The organism is Rhodococcus sp. PBTS 1, assembly GCF_001620025.1.
Classification (GTDB): domain Bacteria; phylum Actinomycetota; class Actinomycetes; order Mycobacteriales; family Mycobacteriaceae; genus Rhodococcoides; species Rhodococcoides kroppenstedtii.
Genome location: NZ_CP015219.1, coordinates 2,773,547 through 2,787,187, shown reverse-complemented (window position 1 = coordinate 2,787,187; position 13,641 = coordinate 2,773,547). Strand labels below are relative to the sequence as shown.

General features: G+C 69.8%; 12 protein-coding genes. 7 read left to right on the top strand and 5 right to left on the bottom strand.

From position 1 onward, the window contains the following. Window positions 1–79 precede the first annotated feature (79 nt). Entirely contained in the window at window positions 80–1,456 is a 1,377-nt protein-coding gene (locus A3Q40_RS12590) for a WS/DGAT/MGAT family O-acyltransferase (RefSeq protein WP_068102647.1), read from the top strand. 15 nt (window positions 1,457–1,471) lie between these two features. Here A3Q40_RS12590 and metG read toward each other — a convergent pair whose 3' ends face one another. Beyond that, window positions 1,472–3,046: a methionine--tRNA ligase gene (gene metG, locus A3Q40_RS12585; RefSeq protein ID WP_068106129.1), complete on the bottom strand. Its 1,575-nt coding sequence runs from the start codon at window positions 3,044–3,046 to the stop codon at window positions 1,472–1,474. A gap of 21 nt (window positions 3,047–3,067) precedes the next feature. Here metG and A3Q40_RS12580 point away from each other — a divergent pair, with 21 nt between their 5' ends. Together A3Q40_RS12580 and A3Q40_RS12575 are read left to right on the top strand one after the other, a co-directional pair. After that, complete coding sequence (locus tag A3Q40_RS12580; RefSeq protein ID WP_068102645.1) at window positions 3,068–3,898, top strand: TatD family hydrolase; 831 nt, start codon at window positions 3,068–3,070, stop codon at window positions 3,896–3,898. Window positions 3,899–3,950: 52 nt separating this feature from the next. Then, complete coding sequence (locus tag A3Q40_RS12575; protein ID WP_157889573.1) at window positions 3,951–5,105, top strand: hypothetical protein; 1,155 nt, start codon at window positions 3,951–3,953, stop codon at window positions 5,103–5,105. 22 nt (window positions 5,106–5,127) lie between these two features. Here A3Q40_RS12575 and A3Q40_RS12570 read toward each other — a convergent pair whose 3' ends face one another. The 4 genes from A3Q40_RS12570 to A3Q40_RS12555 form a co-directional block, all read right to left on the bottom strand. Continuing rightward, window positions 5,128–5,778 (bottom strand): LppP/LprE family lipoprotein, encoded by a 651-nt coding sequence (locus A3Q40_RS12570; protein ID WP_157889572.1) that lies wholly within the window; start codon window positions 5,776–5,778, stop codon window positions 5,128–5,130. 68 nt (window positions 5,779–5,846) lie between these two features. Further along, entirely contained in the window at window positions 5,847–6,110 is a 264-nt protein-coding gene (locus A3Q40_RS12565) for a modification methylase HgiDII (protein WP_068102639.1), read from the bottom strand. A gap of 58 nt (window positions 6,111–6,168) precedes the next feature. Beyond that, window positions 6,169–6,939, bottom strand: a complete 771-nt coding sequence (locus A3Q40_RS12560; protein ID WP_082833901.1) for an amino acid ABC transporter ATP-binding protein — start codon at window positions 6,937–6,939, stop codon at window positions 6,169–6,171. Beyond that, window positions 6,936–8,393, bottom strand: coding sequence for an amino acid ABC transporter substrate-binding protein/permease (locus A3Q40_RS12555; protein WP_068102637.1), 1,458 nt, complete (start codon window positions 8,391–8,393; stop codon window positions 6,936–6,938). Before A3Q40_RS12555 ends, A3Q40_RS12560 begins: the two co-directional genes overlap by 4 nt. A gap of 225 nt (window positions 8,394–8,618) precedes the next feature. Here A3Q40_RS12555 and A3Q40_RS12550 point away from each other — a divergent pair, with 225 nt between their 5' ends. From A3Q40_RS12550 to A3Q40_RS12535, 4 genes are all read left to right on the top strand, one after another. Next, window positions 8,619–9,746, top strand: coding sequence for a resuscitation-promoting factor (locus A3Q40_RS12550; RefSeq protein ID WP_068102636.1), 1,128 nt, complete (start codon window positions 8,619–8,621; stop codon window positions 9,744–9,746). Window positions 9,747–9,787: 41 nt separating this feature from the next. Further along, window positions 9,788–10,654 (top strand): 16S rRNA (adenine(1518)-N(6)/adenine(1519)-N(6))-dimethyltransferase RsmA, encoded by an 867-nt coding sequence (rsmA, locus tag A3Q40_RS12545; RefSeq protein ID WP_068102634.1) that lies wholly within the window; start codon window positions 9,788–9,790, stop codon window positions 10,652–10,654. A gap of 134 nt (window positions 10,655–10,788) precedes the next feature. Beyond that, on the top strand, window positions 10,789–11,721 hold the full coding sequence (locus tag A3Q40_RS12540; RefSeq protein WP_068102632.1) for a 4-(cytidine 5'-diphospho)-2-C-methyl-D-erythritol kinase: 933 nt from the start codon (window positions 10,789–10,791) through the stop codon (window positions 11,719–11,721). Then, entirely contained in the window at window positions 11,721–13,532 is a 1,812-nt protein-coding gene (locus A3Q40_RS12535; RefSeq protein ID WP_068102630.1) for an ABC-F family ATP-binding cassette domain-containing protein, read from the top strand. The genes A3Q40_RS12540 and A3Q40_RS12535 overlap by 1 nt, the downstream gene beginning before the upstream one ends. The last annotated feature ends 109 nt before the right edge of the window (window positions 13,533–13,641 follow it).

Below are 13,641 nucleotides of genomic sequence, written 5' to 3'. Positions count from 1 at the left end.
TTATCTGCGGAGAGCATGGTGAAGGGGCAGGTGAGCGGGGCGATCGCGCCGTGCCGCCGGGCCGAGAGAGGGTGCGTCGATGCCGTTCATGCCGGTCACCGAATCCATGTTCCTGGTGGCGGAGACGCGAGAGCACCCCATGCACGTGGGCGGGCTCCAACTCTTCGTGCCGCCGGACGGCGAGGAGGAGACGTTCGGGCAGAAGGTCTACGAGACCTTCGAAGCGGCCACCGATGTCTACGAGTTGTTCCGCAAACGTCCGGCCCCGCCGGTCAATGTCATGGGCACCCTGCGGTGGATCTTCGACGACGATCTCGACTTCGAACATCACGTTCGCCGCATCATGCTGCCCCGACCCGGGCGTGTGCGCGAGCTGCTGCGCTACGTCTCCGCCGAACACGGCGCGCCCCTCGATCGGCACCGCCCCATGTGGGAGCTGCACATCATCGAGGGGTTGGCGGACGGTCGCCTGGCGCTCTACAGCAAGATCCACCACTCCCTCGTCGACGGGGTGTCGGCCCTGAAGCTGTTCGAGAAGACCCTGACGCCGGATCCGGACCGTCGGGACTGCGGTCCCATCTGGGATCCCGCCCTGTTCAGGAAGAAGAAGAGCTCGGCGGTCGCGACGACGGGCGGCGGCGCCCTCGCGGCGGTCTCGACCGGTGTCAAAGCGGCCGGTGAGCTCGCGGGGATGGGGCCGGCGGCGGCCCGCATCGGGTGGAACAAGTTGCGCGGCAACGACATGGTGTTGCCGCTGACCGCGCCGCACACCATGCTCAACGTTCCCATCGGCGGTGCGCGGCGCTTCGCGTCGCAGCAGTGGTCGAAGACGCGCATGACGGACGTCGCCTCGGCACTGGGCGTCACGCTGAACGACGTCGTGCTCACCATGTGCGCGGGCGCGCTCCGGTCCTACCTCATCGACCGCAACGCACTACCGGACCAGCCCCTCGTGGCCATGGTGCCCGTGTCGATGCGCGAGGCCGGCGCGGACGCCTCCGGCGGCAACGCGGTGACCACCGTGCTCTGCAATCTCGGGACCGATCAGCCCGATCCCGAGCGCAGGCTCGCGGCCGTCGTACGGTCGATGAACGACTCCAAGGCGATGATGCGGAACCTCAGCCCCCTGCAGGCGCTGGGATACGGTGCCGCGGTGATGGCTCCGCTTCTGCTCACGCCGGTGCCGGGCTTCGTGCGCAACACCCCGCCGCCCTTCAACGTCATCATCTCCAACGTTCCCGGGCCGAAGACCGAGATGTACTGGAACGGCGCGCGTCTCGACGGCGTCTACCCGGCGTCGATCGTGCTCGACGGGCAGGCGCTCAACATCACGCTGGCCACCAACGCCGACAACGTCAACTTCGGGCTGGTGGGAGACCGCCGGAGCGTTCCGTCGTTGCAGCGCATGCTGACTCACCTCGACACGGCCCTCGAGGAGCTCGAGAAGCTCGCCTGACGGATTTACACGGGTCTAGTCCACGTCGGGCTCGACGTAGCGCGGGAAGACGCCCGTCGGTTTCGGCAACTCGACACCCGCGGTGAGACGGGTGGGGAGAGAAGCGAAGTCGCGATCGGACACCCCCAGCAGGTCGAGCAGGCGCGCGCAGGAATCGGGCATGAACGGCTGAGTGAGGATCACCGCGACGCGCAGGACCTCGAGCGTCACGTAGAGGACCGTGGCCATGCGCTCGGGGTCGGTCTTGCGCAGCACCCACGGCTCCTGCGCGGAGAAGTAGCGGTTGGTCTCGCCCAGAACGGACCAGATCGCCTCCAGCGCGAGGTGCAGTTCCTGCCGATCCATGTGTGCCCGAACGGTATCCGCGAGACCGGCGACGTGCGCGAACATGGCCTCGTCGGCGTCGGTGAAGTCCCCCGGCGTCGGTACGCGTGCGTCGCAGTTCTTCGCCACCATCGACAAGGATCGCTGCGCGAGATTGCCCAACTCGTTGGCCAGGTCGGCGTTGATGCGCGTGACGATGGCCTCGTGGCTGTAGCTGCCGTCCTGGCCGAACGAGACCTCGCGCAGCAGGAAGAACCGTACGGCGTCCAGGCCGTAGTCGGCGATCAGCGCCGCGGGATCGACCACGTTGCCGACCGACTTGGACATCTTCTCGCCCTTGTTGGTCAAAAAGCCGTGCACGAACACCCGTTTCGGCAGTTCGATACCCGCGGACATGAGGAAGGCGGGCCAGAACACGGCGTGGAAACGCACGATGTCCTTGCCGATCATGTGCACGTCCGCGGGCCAGTAGGTGCGGAACGCGTCGCCCTCGACGTCCGGATAGCCCACGCCCGTCAGGTAATTCGTGAGGGCGTCGACCCACACGTACATCACGTGTGCCTCGTCGCCCGGCACCGGAACACCCCAGTCGAACGTCGACCGGGAGATCGACAGATCCTTCAGTCCGCTCGCGACGAAGCTCGCCACCTCGTTGCGCCGGGTGGCGGGGAGCACGAAGTCGGGACGCTCCTCGTACAGCGCGAGCAGCTTGTCCTGGTACGCCGAGAGTCGGAAGAAGTACGTCGACTCCTCGGTCCACTCCACCGGCGTTCCGGTCTCGGTCGCGATGCGCGACCCGTCGTCCAGCCGCGTGGTCTCGCTCTCCGCGTAGTAGGCCTCGTCCCGCACGGAGTACCACCCGCTGTAGGTGTCGAGGTAGATGTCTCCCCGGTCGGCCATGCGTTGCCACAGAGTGCGACTCGCCTCGAGGTGGTCCGCGTCGGTGGTGCGGATGAAGCGGTCGAACGTGATGCCCAGCGATTCCTGCATGGCCTGGAAGGCGTCCGAATTGCGTCGCGCGAGATCCGCCGTGCTCAGACCCTCCTTCGCCGCGGTCTGCGCCATCTTCAGCCCGTGCTCGTCGGTGCCGGTGAGGAACCGGACGTCGTAGCCGTCGAGACGCTTGAACCGCGCCAGCACGTCGGTCGCGATGTACTCGTAGGCGTGCCCGATGTGCGGGGTGCCGTTCGGGTACGCGATCGCGGTGGTGATGTAGAACGGCGGGCGGCCGGCGGCGTTCACCGGAGCATCGGAAGTAGCAGTCATGGTGCGCATACTCTATCTTTCGTGCCGAAAGACCGTCCCGCCCCGGATGCCCCTGCCCCGCTGGTCCCGCTCGTGGACGCGCACACCCACCTCGACGCCTGTGGTGCGACGGACGCGGCCGGTGTGGCCGCGGCTCTCGACCGCGCCGAGGCGGTCGGGGTCTCGCGCGTGGTCACGGTGGCGGACGATCTCGACGCCGCACGCTTCGCGGTCGAGGCGGCGCACTGGGATACACGGGTGTGGGCCGCCGTCGCCATCCATCCCACACGCGCGAACGTCCTCACCGACGAGGTGAAGGCGGAGATCGAGTCGCTCGCCCGGGATCGTCGCGTGGTCGCGGTGGGGGAGACCGGACTGGACTACTACTGGCCGGGCAAGCTCGACGGCTGCGCGACCGTCGAGGAGCAGGTCGACGGCTTCCGGTGGCACATCGACCTCGCGAAGCGACTGCACAAGCCGTTGATGATCCACAACCGCGAGGCCGATCACGACCTGTTGGCGGTGCTGCTGGACGAGGGCGCCCCGGACACGGTGATCTTCCACTGCTTCAGTTCCGGTCCGGAGATGGCCGAGGCCTGCGTCGAGGCCGGATACGTTCTGAGCTTCTCCGGCACCGTCAGCTTTCGCAACGCGCACGAGTTGCGCGAAGCCGCGCAGCTGGTTCCCGACGGGCAGTTCCTCTTCGAGACCGACGCACCGTTCCTCACTCCGCACCCGTTCCGCGGGGCGCCGAACGAGCCCTACTGTCTGCCCTACACGGCCCGTGCCTTCGCGGGGATCACCGGGCGGGATCCGGAGGCCGCGGCGGCGTCCGCGACGGCCACGGCGGAGCGGGTGTACCGGCTGACCTGACCGGTCGGTTTCGCCGTCCGGCCCACCCTGCCGTTGTGATACAACACAGCTCGTGATTCCCCTTCGCCGCCCGCGCCGACCGATGATCGCCACGGTCGAGCAGCGCGATGCCCACGGCACCGCGGTGCGTCTGGACACCGGACGCGGCCACTTCACCGCGGAGACCTCGGCCTCGGTGCCCATCGACACCGGGGTCGCGCCCTGGGTTCCCGCTACCTACGCCCTCGCGATGCGGGTGGCGGATTCCCTCGAGCTGCGGGCGGGAACGGGCGTGACCGGGCACGTCGACCGCGAGCAGCGCGCGGGCGCCGCCGCGGCGGGTGCGATGTTCGCGTCCTGGTTCCCGGAGGTGGACGCCGTGCCGATGGAGGCGGGCCTCGCCGGGAACGACATCGTCCGCGTCCCCCGCGACGGGCGCGGCGTCGGCTGCTTCTTCAGCCTCGGCGTCGACTCCTTCCACGCCGTGCGCAAGCACCGGGACGAGATCACCCACCTGATCTTCGTGCTGGGCATGGACCTCGACGAGCACGACGGGTCGGCGGCGGCACTGGCCACCGAGCGGGCCCGAGCAGCCGCGACGGAGCTGGGCAAGGAGCTGATCGTCGTCCGGACGACGGTGCGACGGGTCAGCGATCCCCTGCGCGTGCCGTGGCCCCGGCTGTACTTCGGTCCGGCTCTGGCCCATGTCGCGCTGTGCCTCGCCCCGACCCTGTCGGCGGTGATCGTGCCCAGCAGCCCGCCGATAACGAGCCGCCACGGATCGCACCCGTACGTCGATCCGCTGTGGTCGTCGTCGCGTGTGCGCATCGTGCACGACGACGACGATGCATGGCGGCCCACCAAGATCGCCGAGATCGCGGACTGGGCGCCGGCGATGCGGTTCCTGCGCGTCTGCTATCAGGAGCAGGCCGAGACCTACAACTGCGAGCGCTGTTTCAAGTGCGTCAGCACGGCTCTGTGCATCCGGGTGGCGGGCGGATCGAGCGCGGCCCTCTCACCCGACGTGTCCCCGGAGACCATCCGCGCCATGCCCCTCGCCCCCGAGCACACGGATCGCGTGGAGTGGATCCGCGATCGGCTCCGGGAGCAAGGGGACGACCCGTCCGTGCTCGCCGCCCTCGACGACGCGATCGCCGGCGCCCACCGACGCAGCCGCCTGCAGGGCATCGCCGAGCGGGTCAACGAGGAGATCTACCTGCGGCTCTGACGCGCCGCGCAGGGCCGGCCGGTCACGGCCGCGGCGGGAACTGCCCGTCGGGCACGATGGTGTTTCCGCCGACCAGGCTGAACGTCACGTACGACTCGTTGGACGGGCAGCAGTTGGCGTCGTCGGGGGAGAGCCACCGGTACCGCACGGTGACCGTGTCGTCGGAGGCCCCGACCACCGAGGTGTAGCTGTACGCATCCGACGTGGCCGTACCCAGGTAGGACCCGGTGTTCGTGAAGAACAGGACGTGGGACTGCACGGTGCCGTTCTGGATGCCGGTGCCCGTGGCGCGCGCCCATTCCAGTGACGGGCACCCGTCGGAGCTGATGCCCGTCGTGTGATCGTCGATTACGAAACGCCCGCCCTGCGAATCGGTTCCGAGGTCGGCCACCGCGGCCCGGACGTTCGACGACGACGGGTCCACGCACGGCACGGGACCGGCGGGAGCCGGGGCGGGAACGGTGACGGTCTCGGTGAACGTGGGCCCCGGCGTGGGGACGTCCGACGCCGACGGCGCGGCGGCGGGAGTCGACGAGGGGGCCGCAGCGACGGACGTCGTCGGGTCGGCCGGGGCCGGTAGGGCGGTTCCGCCCGTCTGGCCGCCGCAGGCCGCGGCGACGGCCGCGCAGGCCGCGAGCACGACGACTCGAACGGCACCGGTGGTGATGGTCATGACCGATGTGTCGCCGGTCACGTGCCGATCGTTAGCAACCCGAAGGTCACGATCGGGCCACGAGCGACCTACTTCGCGTCCTCGCCATAGGTCTCGACCAGGCGGTCGAACTCGGCCCGGTCGATCACCTGCGCCTCACCGATCGCGAGAGCCTGGGCGTACTTGCCCGCCAGGTGGTAGTCGCGGCCGAGGGGGCCGCGCTCACCGTCCTCGTCGTCGGACTGCGCGCTGGCACCGGGCGGGACCTCGTTCTGCAGGCCAGACGTCTCCTGTCCCAGCCGGGCGTCGATCGTCGCGACGATCTTCTGCATGAGTTCCTGCTCGTCGGTCATGGCGCGCCTTTCGTGGTGTCCGCCGGACGGGATCGGCCCGGCGGCACCGTGGTTGTCGTCAGAGAACCTTGTTCAGGAAGTCCCTGGTGCGGTCGTTCTGCGGGTCACCGAACAGTTGCTCCGGCGTGCCCTCCTCGACGATGTACCCGTCGGCCATGAAGATCACACGGTCCGAGACCTCCCGGGCGAAACCCATCTCGTGCGTCACGACCACCATGGTCATGCCGCCCTTCGCGAGATCGCGCAGCACCTGCAACACCTCTCCGACCATCTCGGGGTCCAGGGCGGAGGTGGCCTCGTCGAACAGCATGATGTCGGGATTCATCGCCAGCGCGCGGGCGATCGCGACGCGCTGCTTCTGCCCACCCGACAACTGGGCCGGCTTGGCGTTCTCCTTCTCGGCCAGACCGACCTGGTCGAGCAGCCGCAGGGCGTTCTCCCGCGCCGACTTCTTGTCGGCCCGCTTGGTCTCGACGGGCGCGAGCATGACGTTCTCGATCACCGACATGTGCGGGAACAGGTTGAAGTGCTGGAACACCATCCCGATGTGCTGACGCACCTCGTCCAGGTCGACCTTCGGGTTCGTCAGATCGAATCCGTCGACCACCACGGTGCCACCGGTGATGTCCTCGAGCTTGTTCAGGCAGCGCAGGAACGTGCTCTTGCCCGAGCCCGACGGCCCGATCACGCACACCACCTCGCCGGAGTGGATGTCGACGTCGAGGCCCTTGAGCACCTCGAGGTCGCCGAACGCCTTCTTCAGGCCGGTCGCGCGGATCTTGACCTCGGCGGCCGACTGTCCCGCGTCCGACTTCTCCGTGCTGGTCACTTGTTGATCCTCTTCTCGAGACGGTTCGACAGCATCGTCAGCGCCATGATGATGACGAAGTACATGACGGCGATGATCAGCCACATGTTGAAGGACTGGAAGTTGCGGGCGATGATGATGCGCCCGGACTGCGTGAGCTCGGCCAGGCCGATCACGGACAGGATCGAGGTGTCCTTGAGTGTGATGACGAACTGGTTGATGTACGACGGGATCATGGTGCGGATGGCTTGCGGCATGACCACCTTGCGCATCGACGTCAGGTAGGAGATGCCGAGGCTGCGCGAGGCCTCCATCTGGCCCTTGTCCACCGACAGGATGCCGCCGCGCACGATCTCGGCCATGTACGCACCGGCGTTGAGCGAGAGCGTGATGATGCCCGCGGTGAAGGCCGTCATCGTGAACCCGAGCGCGGCCGGGATGCCGAAGTAGATGAAGAACGCCTGGACCAGCAGCGGGGTCCCGCGGAAGATCGCAACGTAGGTCGCCCCGATCGCCCGCAGCCAGGCCTTGGTGCTGACGCGGAAGAGGCCGAAGATCGCACCGAGGATCAGGGCGATGACGATGGAGATCACCGTGAGGACCACGGTGAGCCACAGACCCTTCAGCAGCTCCTTGTACTCGGTCTTGATCAGCCCCGGAATGGAGTTGTCGGTCTCCTCGGCGCCCGCGCCGATGTAGGTGTTCAGGATCTCGTCGTACTGACCGGACGAGCGCAGATTGGCCAGACCGGTGTCGAACGCCGCGAGCAGATCGGCGTTCGCGCCCTTGTTGACGGCGAATCCGTAATTGCTGGGCGATTCCTTCTCGGTGACCGTCTTCAGTCCGTTGCCCTGCGTGATGCCGTACTGCAGCACCGGGTAGTCGTCGAAGACGGCGACGGAGTTCCCGGTCCGCACCTCGTCGTACATGCTCGCCGAGTCGGCGAAGTAGCGCGTCGTGAACCCGTACCGGTCCTTGATCGACTCGGCGAAGTCCGCGCCCTCGGTGCCGTTCTTGACCGCCACCTGCTGGCCGGCGAGGTCCTCGTACGACGTGATCGACGAGTTCTCGAGGACGGCCATCTGAACGCCCGACTCGAAGTACGGCTCGGAGAAGTCGAACACCGCTTCACGAGCCGGGGTGATGGTCATGCCGGCGATCACGCCGTCGGCCTGGCCGGCCTGGACGGCCTGGAGCGCCGCGTCGAAGCCGAGCGGCCGGATGTCGACGGAGAACCCCTGATCCTCGGCGATCGCCCGGATGAGGTCCATGTCGATACCGACGAACTGCCCGTCGGCGTTCTGGAACTCGAACGGCGCGAACGTGACGTCGGTGGCGATCGTGAACGTGCGGCCCTCGACGGGACTCGGCGGCGCGGGCTGCGCCTGCGCGGTCGGGCCCAGCACGAGCGCGAGGAGGGCGACGAGGGCGGCGACCACGGACAGTCGACGCACGGGTGGGATGGTCGAGTTCACGGGTCGGACACTAAACCCCTCCGGGGCCACGACTCTTATTACCGATCGGTAAGAAGCCGCGGAGCGTACGCGCACCGTCCGAAGTTGCCGGGGCGACGCACGTCCGTTACCGTATCGTGACCGCAAGCCCTGGTTCGTGTCCGCCGCGACGCGAGCGGGATCGTTTCACCGGCAAGGACCTCTCGTGCGTGATCTTCTCGTGACCCTTCGCGATGCCGTGAGCACATGTCTCACGTAGCCCGCCTCAACTCCGCACGCTCGCGACTGCTGTACGCCACCGTCGCCGCACTCCTCCTCACCCTCGTGGTGGGTGCGTCCGTCGCCGTCGTCCGGCACAAGACTGTCACCGTCGACGTCGACGGGCAGCGCATCTCGCTGTCGACCATGAGCACCGACGCCCGCGGCGCGCTCGCCGCGGCCGGATACGTCCCGGCCGAGCGCGACGTCGTCGAACCCGCCGCGGACGCGGCCATCACCGACGGCGACACGGTGACGCTGAAGCGGGCCCGCGAGGTCACGCTGCTCGTCGACGGTGCGCCGTCGTCGGTGTGGACCACGGCGAGCACCGTCGCCGAGGCCAAGGGCGAGCTCGGTATCGCTCCGGACGTGCACATCGACCAGCCCGAGGATCAGCAGATCCCGCTCGAGGGCGGCACCGTCGAGGTGGTTCTGCCCAAGTCCGTCACACTCGTCGACGGTGCCGCGCAGCCCGCGCCGCTGCGCCTCGCGGCCCCGACCGTGGGCGAGTTCCTCGCGGCCGCCGGTGCACCGCTCGAACAGCAGGACACCGTCGAGCCCTCCGCCGACACCCCGCTGACCGACGGCCAGCAGATCGCCGTGACCCGCCAGCGCACCGAAGTGCGCACGCTCACCGAGGCCGTGCCGCCGCCGGACCAGCGTATCGAGGACCCGACGATGAACATGTCGCGGACCGTCGAGGAATCGGCCGGCGCGCCCGGCGAGCAGAACGCGACGTACGAGGTGACGCTGGTCAACGGCGTCGAGACCGGCCGCACGCTCGTCGACGCGGACGTCACCGTTCCCGCCGTGCCGAAGGTCGTGCGCGTCGGCGCCAAGCCGGGCACGGAGGTACCGCCCGTGCAGAACGGCGCCACCTGGGACGCCCTCGCCCAGTGCGAGGCGACCGGTAACTGGGCCATCAACACCGGCAACGGGTTCTACGGCGGCGTGCAGTTCGACCAGAACACCTGGGAGCGGCAGGGTGGTCTCAAGTACGCCCCCCGCGCCGACCTCGCCACCCGCGAGGAGCAGATCGCCGTCGCAACCCGAACGCAGCAGACGCAGGGTTGGGGCGCCTGGCCGTCCTGCTCCAGCAAGCTCGGTCTGCGCTGAGCCGCGAGCGGTCGGCTCTCGGCGCAGTAGGCTCGGCACCCGTGTCGTCGAGCGAAGTGCGCCTGTTGGGCCCGGCCGAGGTCCGCACCCTGGCCGCAGAGCTGGGCGTGCGGCCCACCAAGACGCTCGGCCAGAACTTCGTCCACGACGCGAACACCGTGCGGCGCATCGTCGCCGCGGCCGGCGTCGGGCCGGACGACACGGTGCTCGAGGTGGGTCCGGGACTCGGGTCCCTGACGCTGGCCCTGATGGACGTGGTCGACCGCGTCGTCGCCGTCGAGATCGACCCTCCTCTCGCTGCGCGCCTGCCGATCACGGCCGCGGAGCGCGCGGGCTCGCGGGCGGACCGGCTGACCGTGATCGAGGCCGACGCGCTGCGCGTGCGGCCGGACGAGGTGCCGGGCAACCCCACCGCGCTGGTGGCCAACCTGCCCTACAACGTGGCCGTGCCGGTGCTGTTGCACCTGCTCTCGACCCTGCCGAGCCTGCGCACCGCGCTGGTGATGGTCCAGGCGGAGGTGGCCGACCGCTTGGCCGCCGACCCGGGGTCCAAGATCTACGGCGTCCCGTCGGTGAAGGCGTCGTTCTTCGGTGTCGTTCGCCGCGCCGGAGCCGTGGGACGCAGCGTGTTCTGGCCCGTCCCGCAGGTGGAATCCGGTCTGGTGCGCATCGACCGCTACGCGACGCCGCCGTGGCCACAGGACGAGGACACCCGACGGGCGGTGTTCGCCGTCGTCGACGCCGCCTTCGCGCAGCGCCGCAAGACCCTGCGGGCGGCGTTGGCCGGATGGGCCGGCGGAGCCGCCGCGGCGGAGCGTCGCCTCGTCGAGGCCGGGATCGACCCGTCGGCGCGCGGCGAGACGCTCGACGCCGCCGCGTTCGTGCGGCTGGCGGCCACCTCGTCCTGACCGGGGCGGCACTCGGGATCCGCCTGATGCGGGTCCCGGGCCCGGCCCCGACTCCGCCTGATGCGGGTCCCGGACCCGGCCCCGACTCCGCCTGATGCGGGTCCCGGACCCGGCCCCGACTAGAGTGGTTCGTCGTGCTCACCGTCGTCACGCGGCCCGTCCGGGTTCGCGCCCCCGCCAAGGTCAACCTGCACCTGGCCGTCGGTGATCTGCGCGCGGACGGCTATCACGATCTCACCACCGTCTTCCACGCCCTGTCGTTGGTGGACGACGTGTCGGTGGTCAGCGCTCCGAGCATGTCGGTCACCGTGCGGGGCGACGACGCCGCGTCGGTACCCGTGGATTCGGGCAACCTCGCCTGGCGGGCCGCCGTCATGGTCGCCGAGGCCGTGGGCCGCGCGCCCGGCGTCGCGATCACGATCGACAAGGGCATTCCCGTCGCGGGCGGCATGGCCGGGGGGAGCGCCGACGCCGCCGCCACCCTCGTCGCGCTCGACGAACTGTGGGAACTGGGCCTGTCCCGCGCCGAGATCATGGGTTTCGCGGCCCGGCTCGGCAGCGACGTGCCGTTCTCGGTGGCCGGCGGGACCGCCGTCGGAACGGGACGCGGGGAGAAGCTGCTTCCGGTGCTGTCCCGCAATACGTTTCACTGGGTTCTGGCCCTGGCGAAGGACGGCTTGTCGACCCCATCGGTGTATCGCGAACTGGATCGGCTGCGCGAGCGCGGCACCCCGCCGCGCGCCGGCGATCCGGACGAACTGATGCAGGCGCTCGCGTCGGGTGACCCCACCCGCGTGGGTCCGCTGCTGGTGAACGATCTTCAGGCGGCCGCCCTGTCCCTGCGCCCGGACCTGCGCCGGACGCTGCGCGCCGGCATCGACGCGGGCGCCATCGCCGGCATCGTGTCGGGTTCCGGTCCCACCTGCGCGTTCCTGTGCGCGTCCGCCGACGACGCCGTCGAGGTCGGCGCCGAACTGTCCGGCGCCGGGGTGTGCCGCACGGTGCGCGTCGCGTCCGGGCCGGTGCCCGGCGCCCGCGTCACCCGAGACGAACGAGGACGTTCCTGATGGCCAATCTCGTCAACCTCGAACAGGTCTCGAAGTCGTTCGGGGTCAAGCCGCTGCTCGAACGCGTGTCGCTGGGCGTGCAGGAGAACGAGCGCATCGGCGTCGTCGGTCTCAACGGCGGCGGCAAGACCACCATGCTCGAGGTCCTGGCGGGCATCGAGGAGCCCGACTCGGGCCGGGTCAGCCGCGTCGGTGGCCTCCGCATGGCCGTCGTCACCCAGCGCGGTGTGCTGCCGCCCGGCTCCACCGTCGGAGACGTCGTGCTCGCTCCGCTCGGTGTCGCGGAGCACGAGTGGGCCGGCGATGCCCGCATCCGCAGCGTGCTGGACGGCATCGGGATCACCGGCCTCGGGCTGGACGCGCCCGTCGAGCAACTCTCCGGAGGCGAGCGGCGGCGCACCGCGTTGGCCGCGGCGCTGGTGCGCGACCTCGACCTCCTGGTGCTCGACGAGCCCACCAACCACCTCGACGTCGAGGGTGTGCAGTGGCTGGCCGAGCATCTGCGCGGACGCCGGTCGTCGCTGGTGGTCGTGACACACGATCGGTGGTTCCTCGACACCGTCGCCACCCGCACCTGGGAGGTCGTGGGCGGGCGCGTCGAGACGTACGAGGGCGGCTACGGCGACTGGATCTTCGCCCGCGCCGAACGCGCGCGACAGGCGGACGCCGCCGAGGACCGGCGTCGTAACCTCGCCCGCAAGGAGCTGGCCTGGCTGCGCCGCGGTCCGCCCGCGCGCACGTCCAAGCCGCGCTACCGGATCGAGGCGGCCGAGGCGCTGATCGCCGACGTGCCCCCGCCGCGCGATTCGGTTGCGCTGGCCTCCTTCGCCCGAACGCGCCTCGGGCGGGTCGTCGTCGAACTCGAGGACGCCACGTTGACGACGCCCGACGGCCGCGTTCTCGTCGAGGACCTCACCTGGCGTCTCGCGCCGGGGGAGCGAGTCGGCCTGGTGGGCGTCAACGGCTCGGGCAAGACGACGCTGCTGCGCACCCTGGCCGGGGAGCTCGATCCCGCGGCCGGTCGCCGCATCGAAGGGCAGACCGTGCGCATCGGCTGGCTCCGGCAGGAACTGGACGATCTCCCGGTGGACATGCGGGTGCTCGAGGCGGTGCAGGACGTAGCCGAGCGAATCCAACTGGGCGACAAGGAGATCAGTGCCGGCCAGCTCGCCGAGAGGCTGGGTTTCACCCCGGCGAGGCAGCGGACGCCCGTCGGTGACCTGTCCGGCGGCGAGCGCCGACGGTTGCAGCTGACGCGCGTGCTCATGTCCGAGCCGAACGTGCTCCTGCTCGACGAGCCCACCAACGACCTCGACATCGACACCCTCCAGCAGCTCGAGGACCTGCTCGATTCGTGGGCGGGGACGCTGGTGGTCATCAGCCACGACCGGTACCTCGTCGAGCGCATCTGCGACTCCACGTGGGCGCTGTTCGGCGACGGTCGACTGACCAACCTGCCCGGGGGCATCGAGGAGTACCTCCGCCGTCGGGCACAGCTCGCCGACGCGGTCGACGCCGGCTCCGGGCGGTCCGCCGGGGCCTCGGCACCTGCCGCGAGCGCGTCGGCGGCGGCGTCGGCGTCGTCCGTCAAGGGCAGTGCGGACGAACGCGCCGCCCGCAAGGAGCTGTCGCGGCTCGAACGGTCCCTGGTCAAGCTCGACGATCGCGAGAAGGCGTTGCACGCGGCGTTGGCGGAGGCGGCCACCGATCCCGTCCGAGTGCAGACCCTCGGAGCCGAGCTCGACACCGTCGTCGCCGAGAAGAACGCCGTCGAGGAACGCTGGATGGAACTGGCGGACGAGCTGGGCTGAGGCCCGTTCTCACGGCGCCGTGCGTCGGTGCGGTGTCGGGCGCCGTGTCGTTTCGAACCAGACGGGGTACACCATCGTCGCGTGTCCGGTCGGTCGCGCGGAGGAGGAG

Excerpts from the sequence above, each read along its gene's own strand:
- A3Q40_RS12550 (WP_068102636.1), top strand. The coding sequence starts at position 8,619 with ATGTCTCACGTAGCCCGCCTCAACTCCGCACGCTCGCGACTGCTGTAC.
- A3Q40_RS12570 (WP_157889572.1), bottom strand. The coding sequence starts at position 5,778 with ATGACCATCACCACCGGTGCCGTTCGAGTCGTCGTGCTCGCGGCCTGC.
- A3Q40_RS12590 (WP_068102647.1), top strand. The coding sequence starts at position 80 with ATGCCGTTCATGCCGGTCACCGAATCCATGTTCCTGGTGGCGGAGACG.
- metG (WP_068106129.1), bottom strand. The coding sequence starts at position 3,046 with ATGACTGCTACTTCCGATGCTCCGGTGAACGCCGCCGGCCGCCCGCCG.
- A3Q40_RS12565 (WP_068102639.1), bottom strand. The coding sequence starts at position 6,110 with ATGACCGACGAGCAGGAACTCATGCAGAAGATCGTCGCGACGATCGAC.
- A3Q40_RS12535 (WP_068102630.1), top strand. The coding sequence starts at position 11,721 with ATGGCCAATCTCGTCAACCTCGAACAGGTCTCGAAGTCGTTCGGGGTC.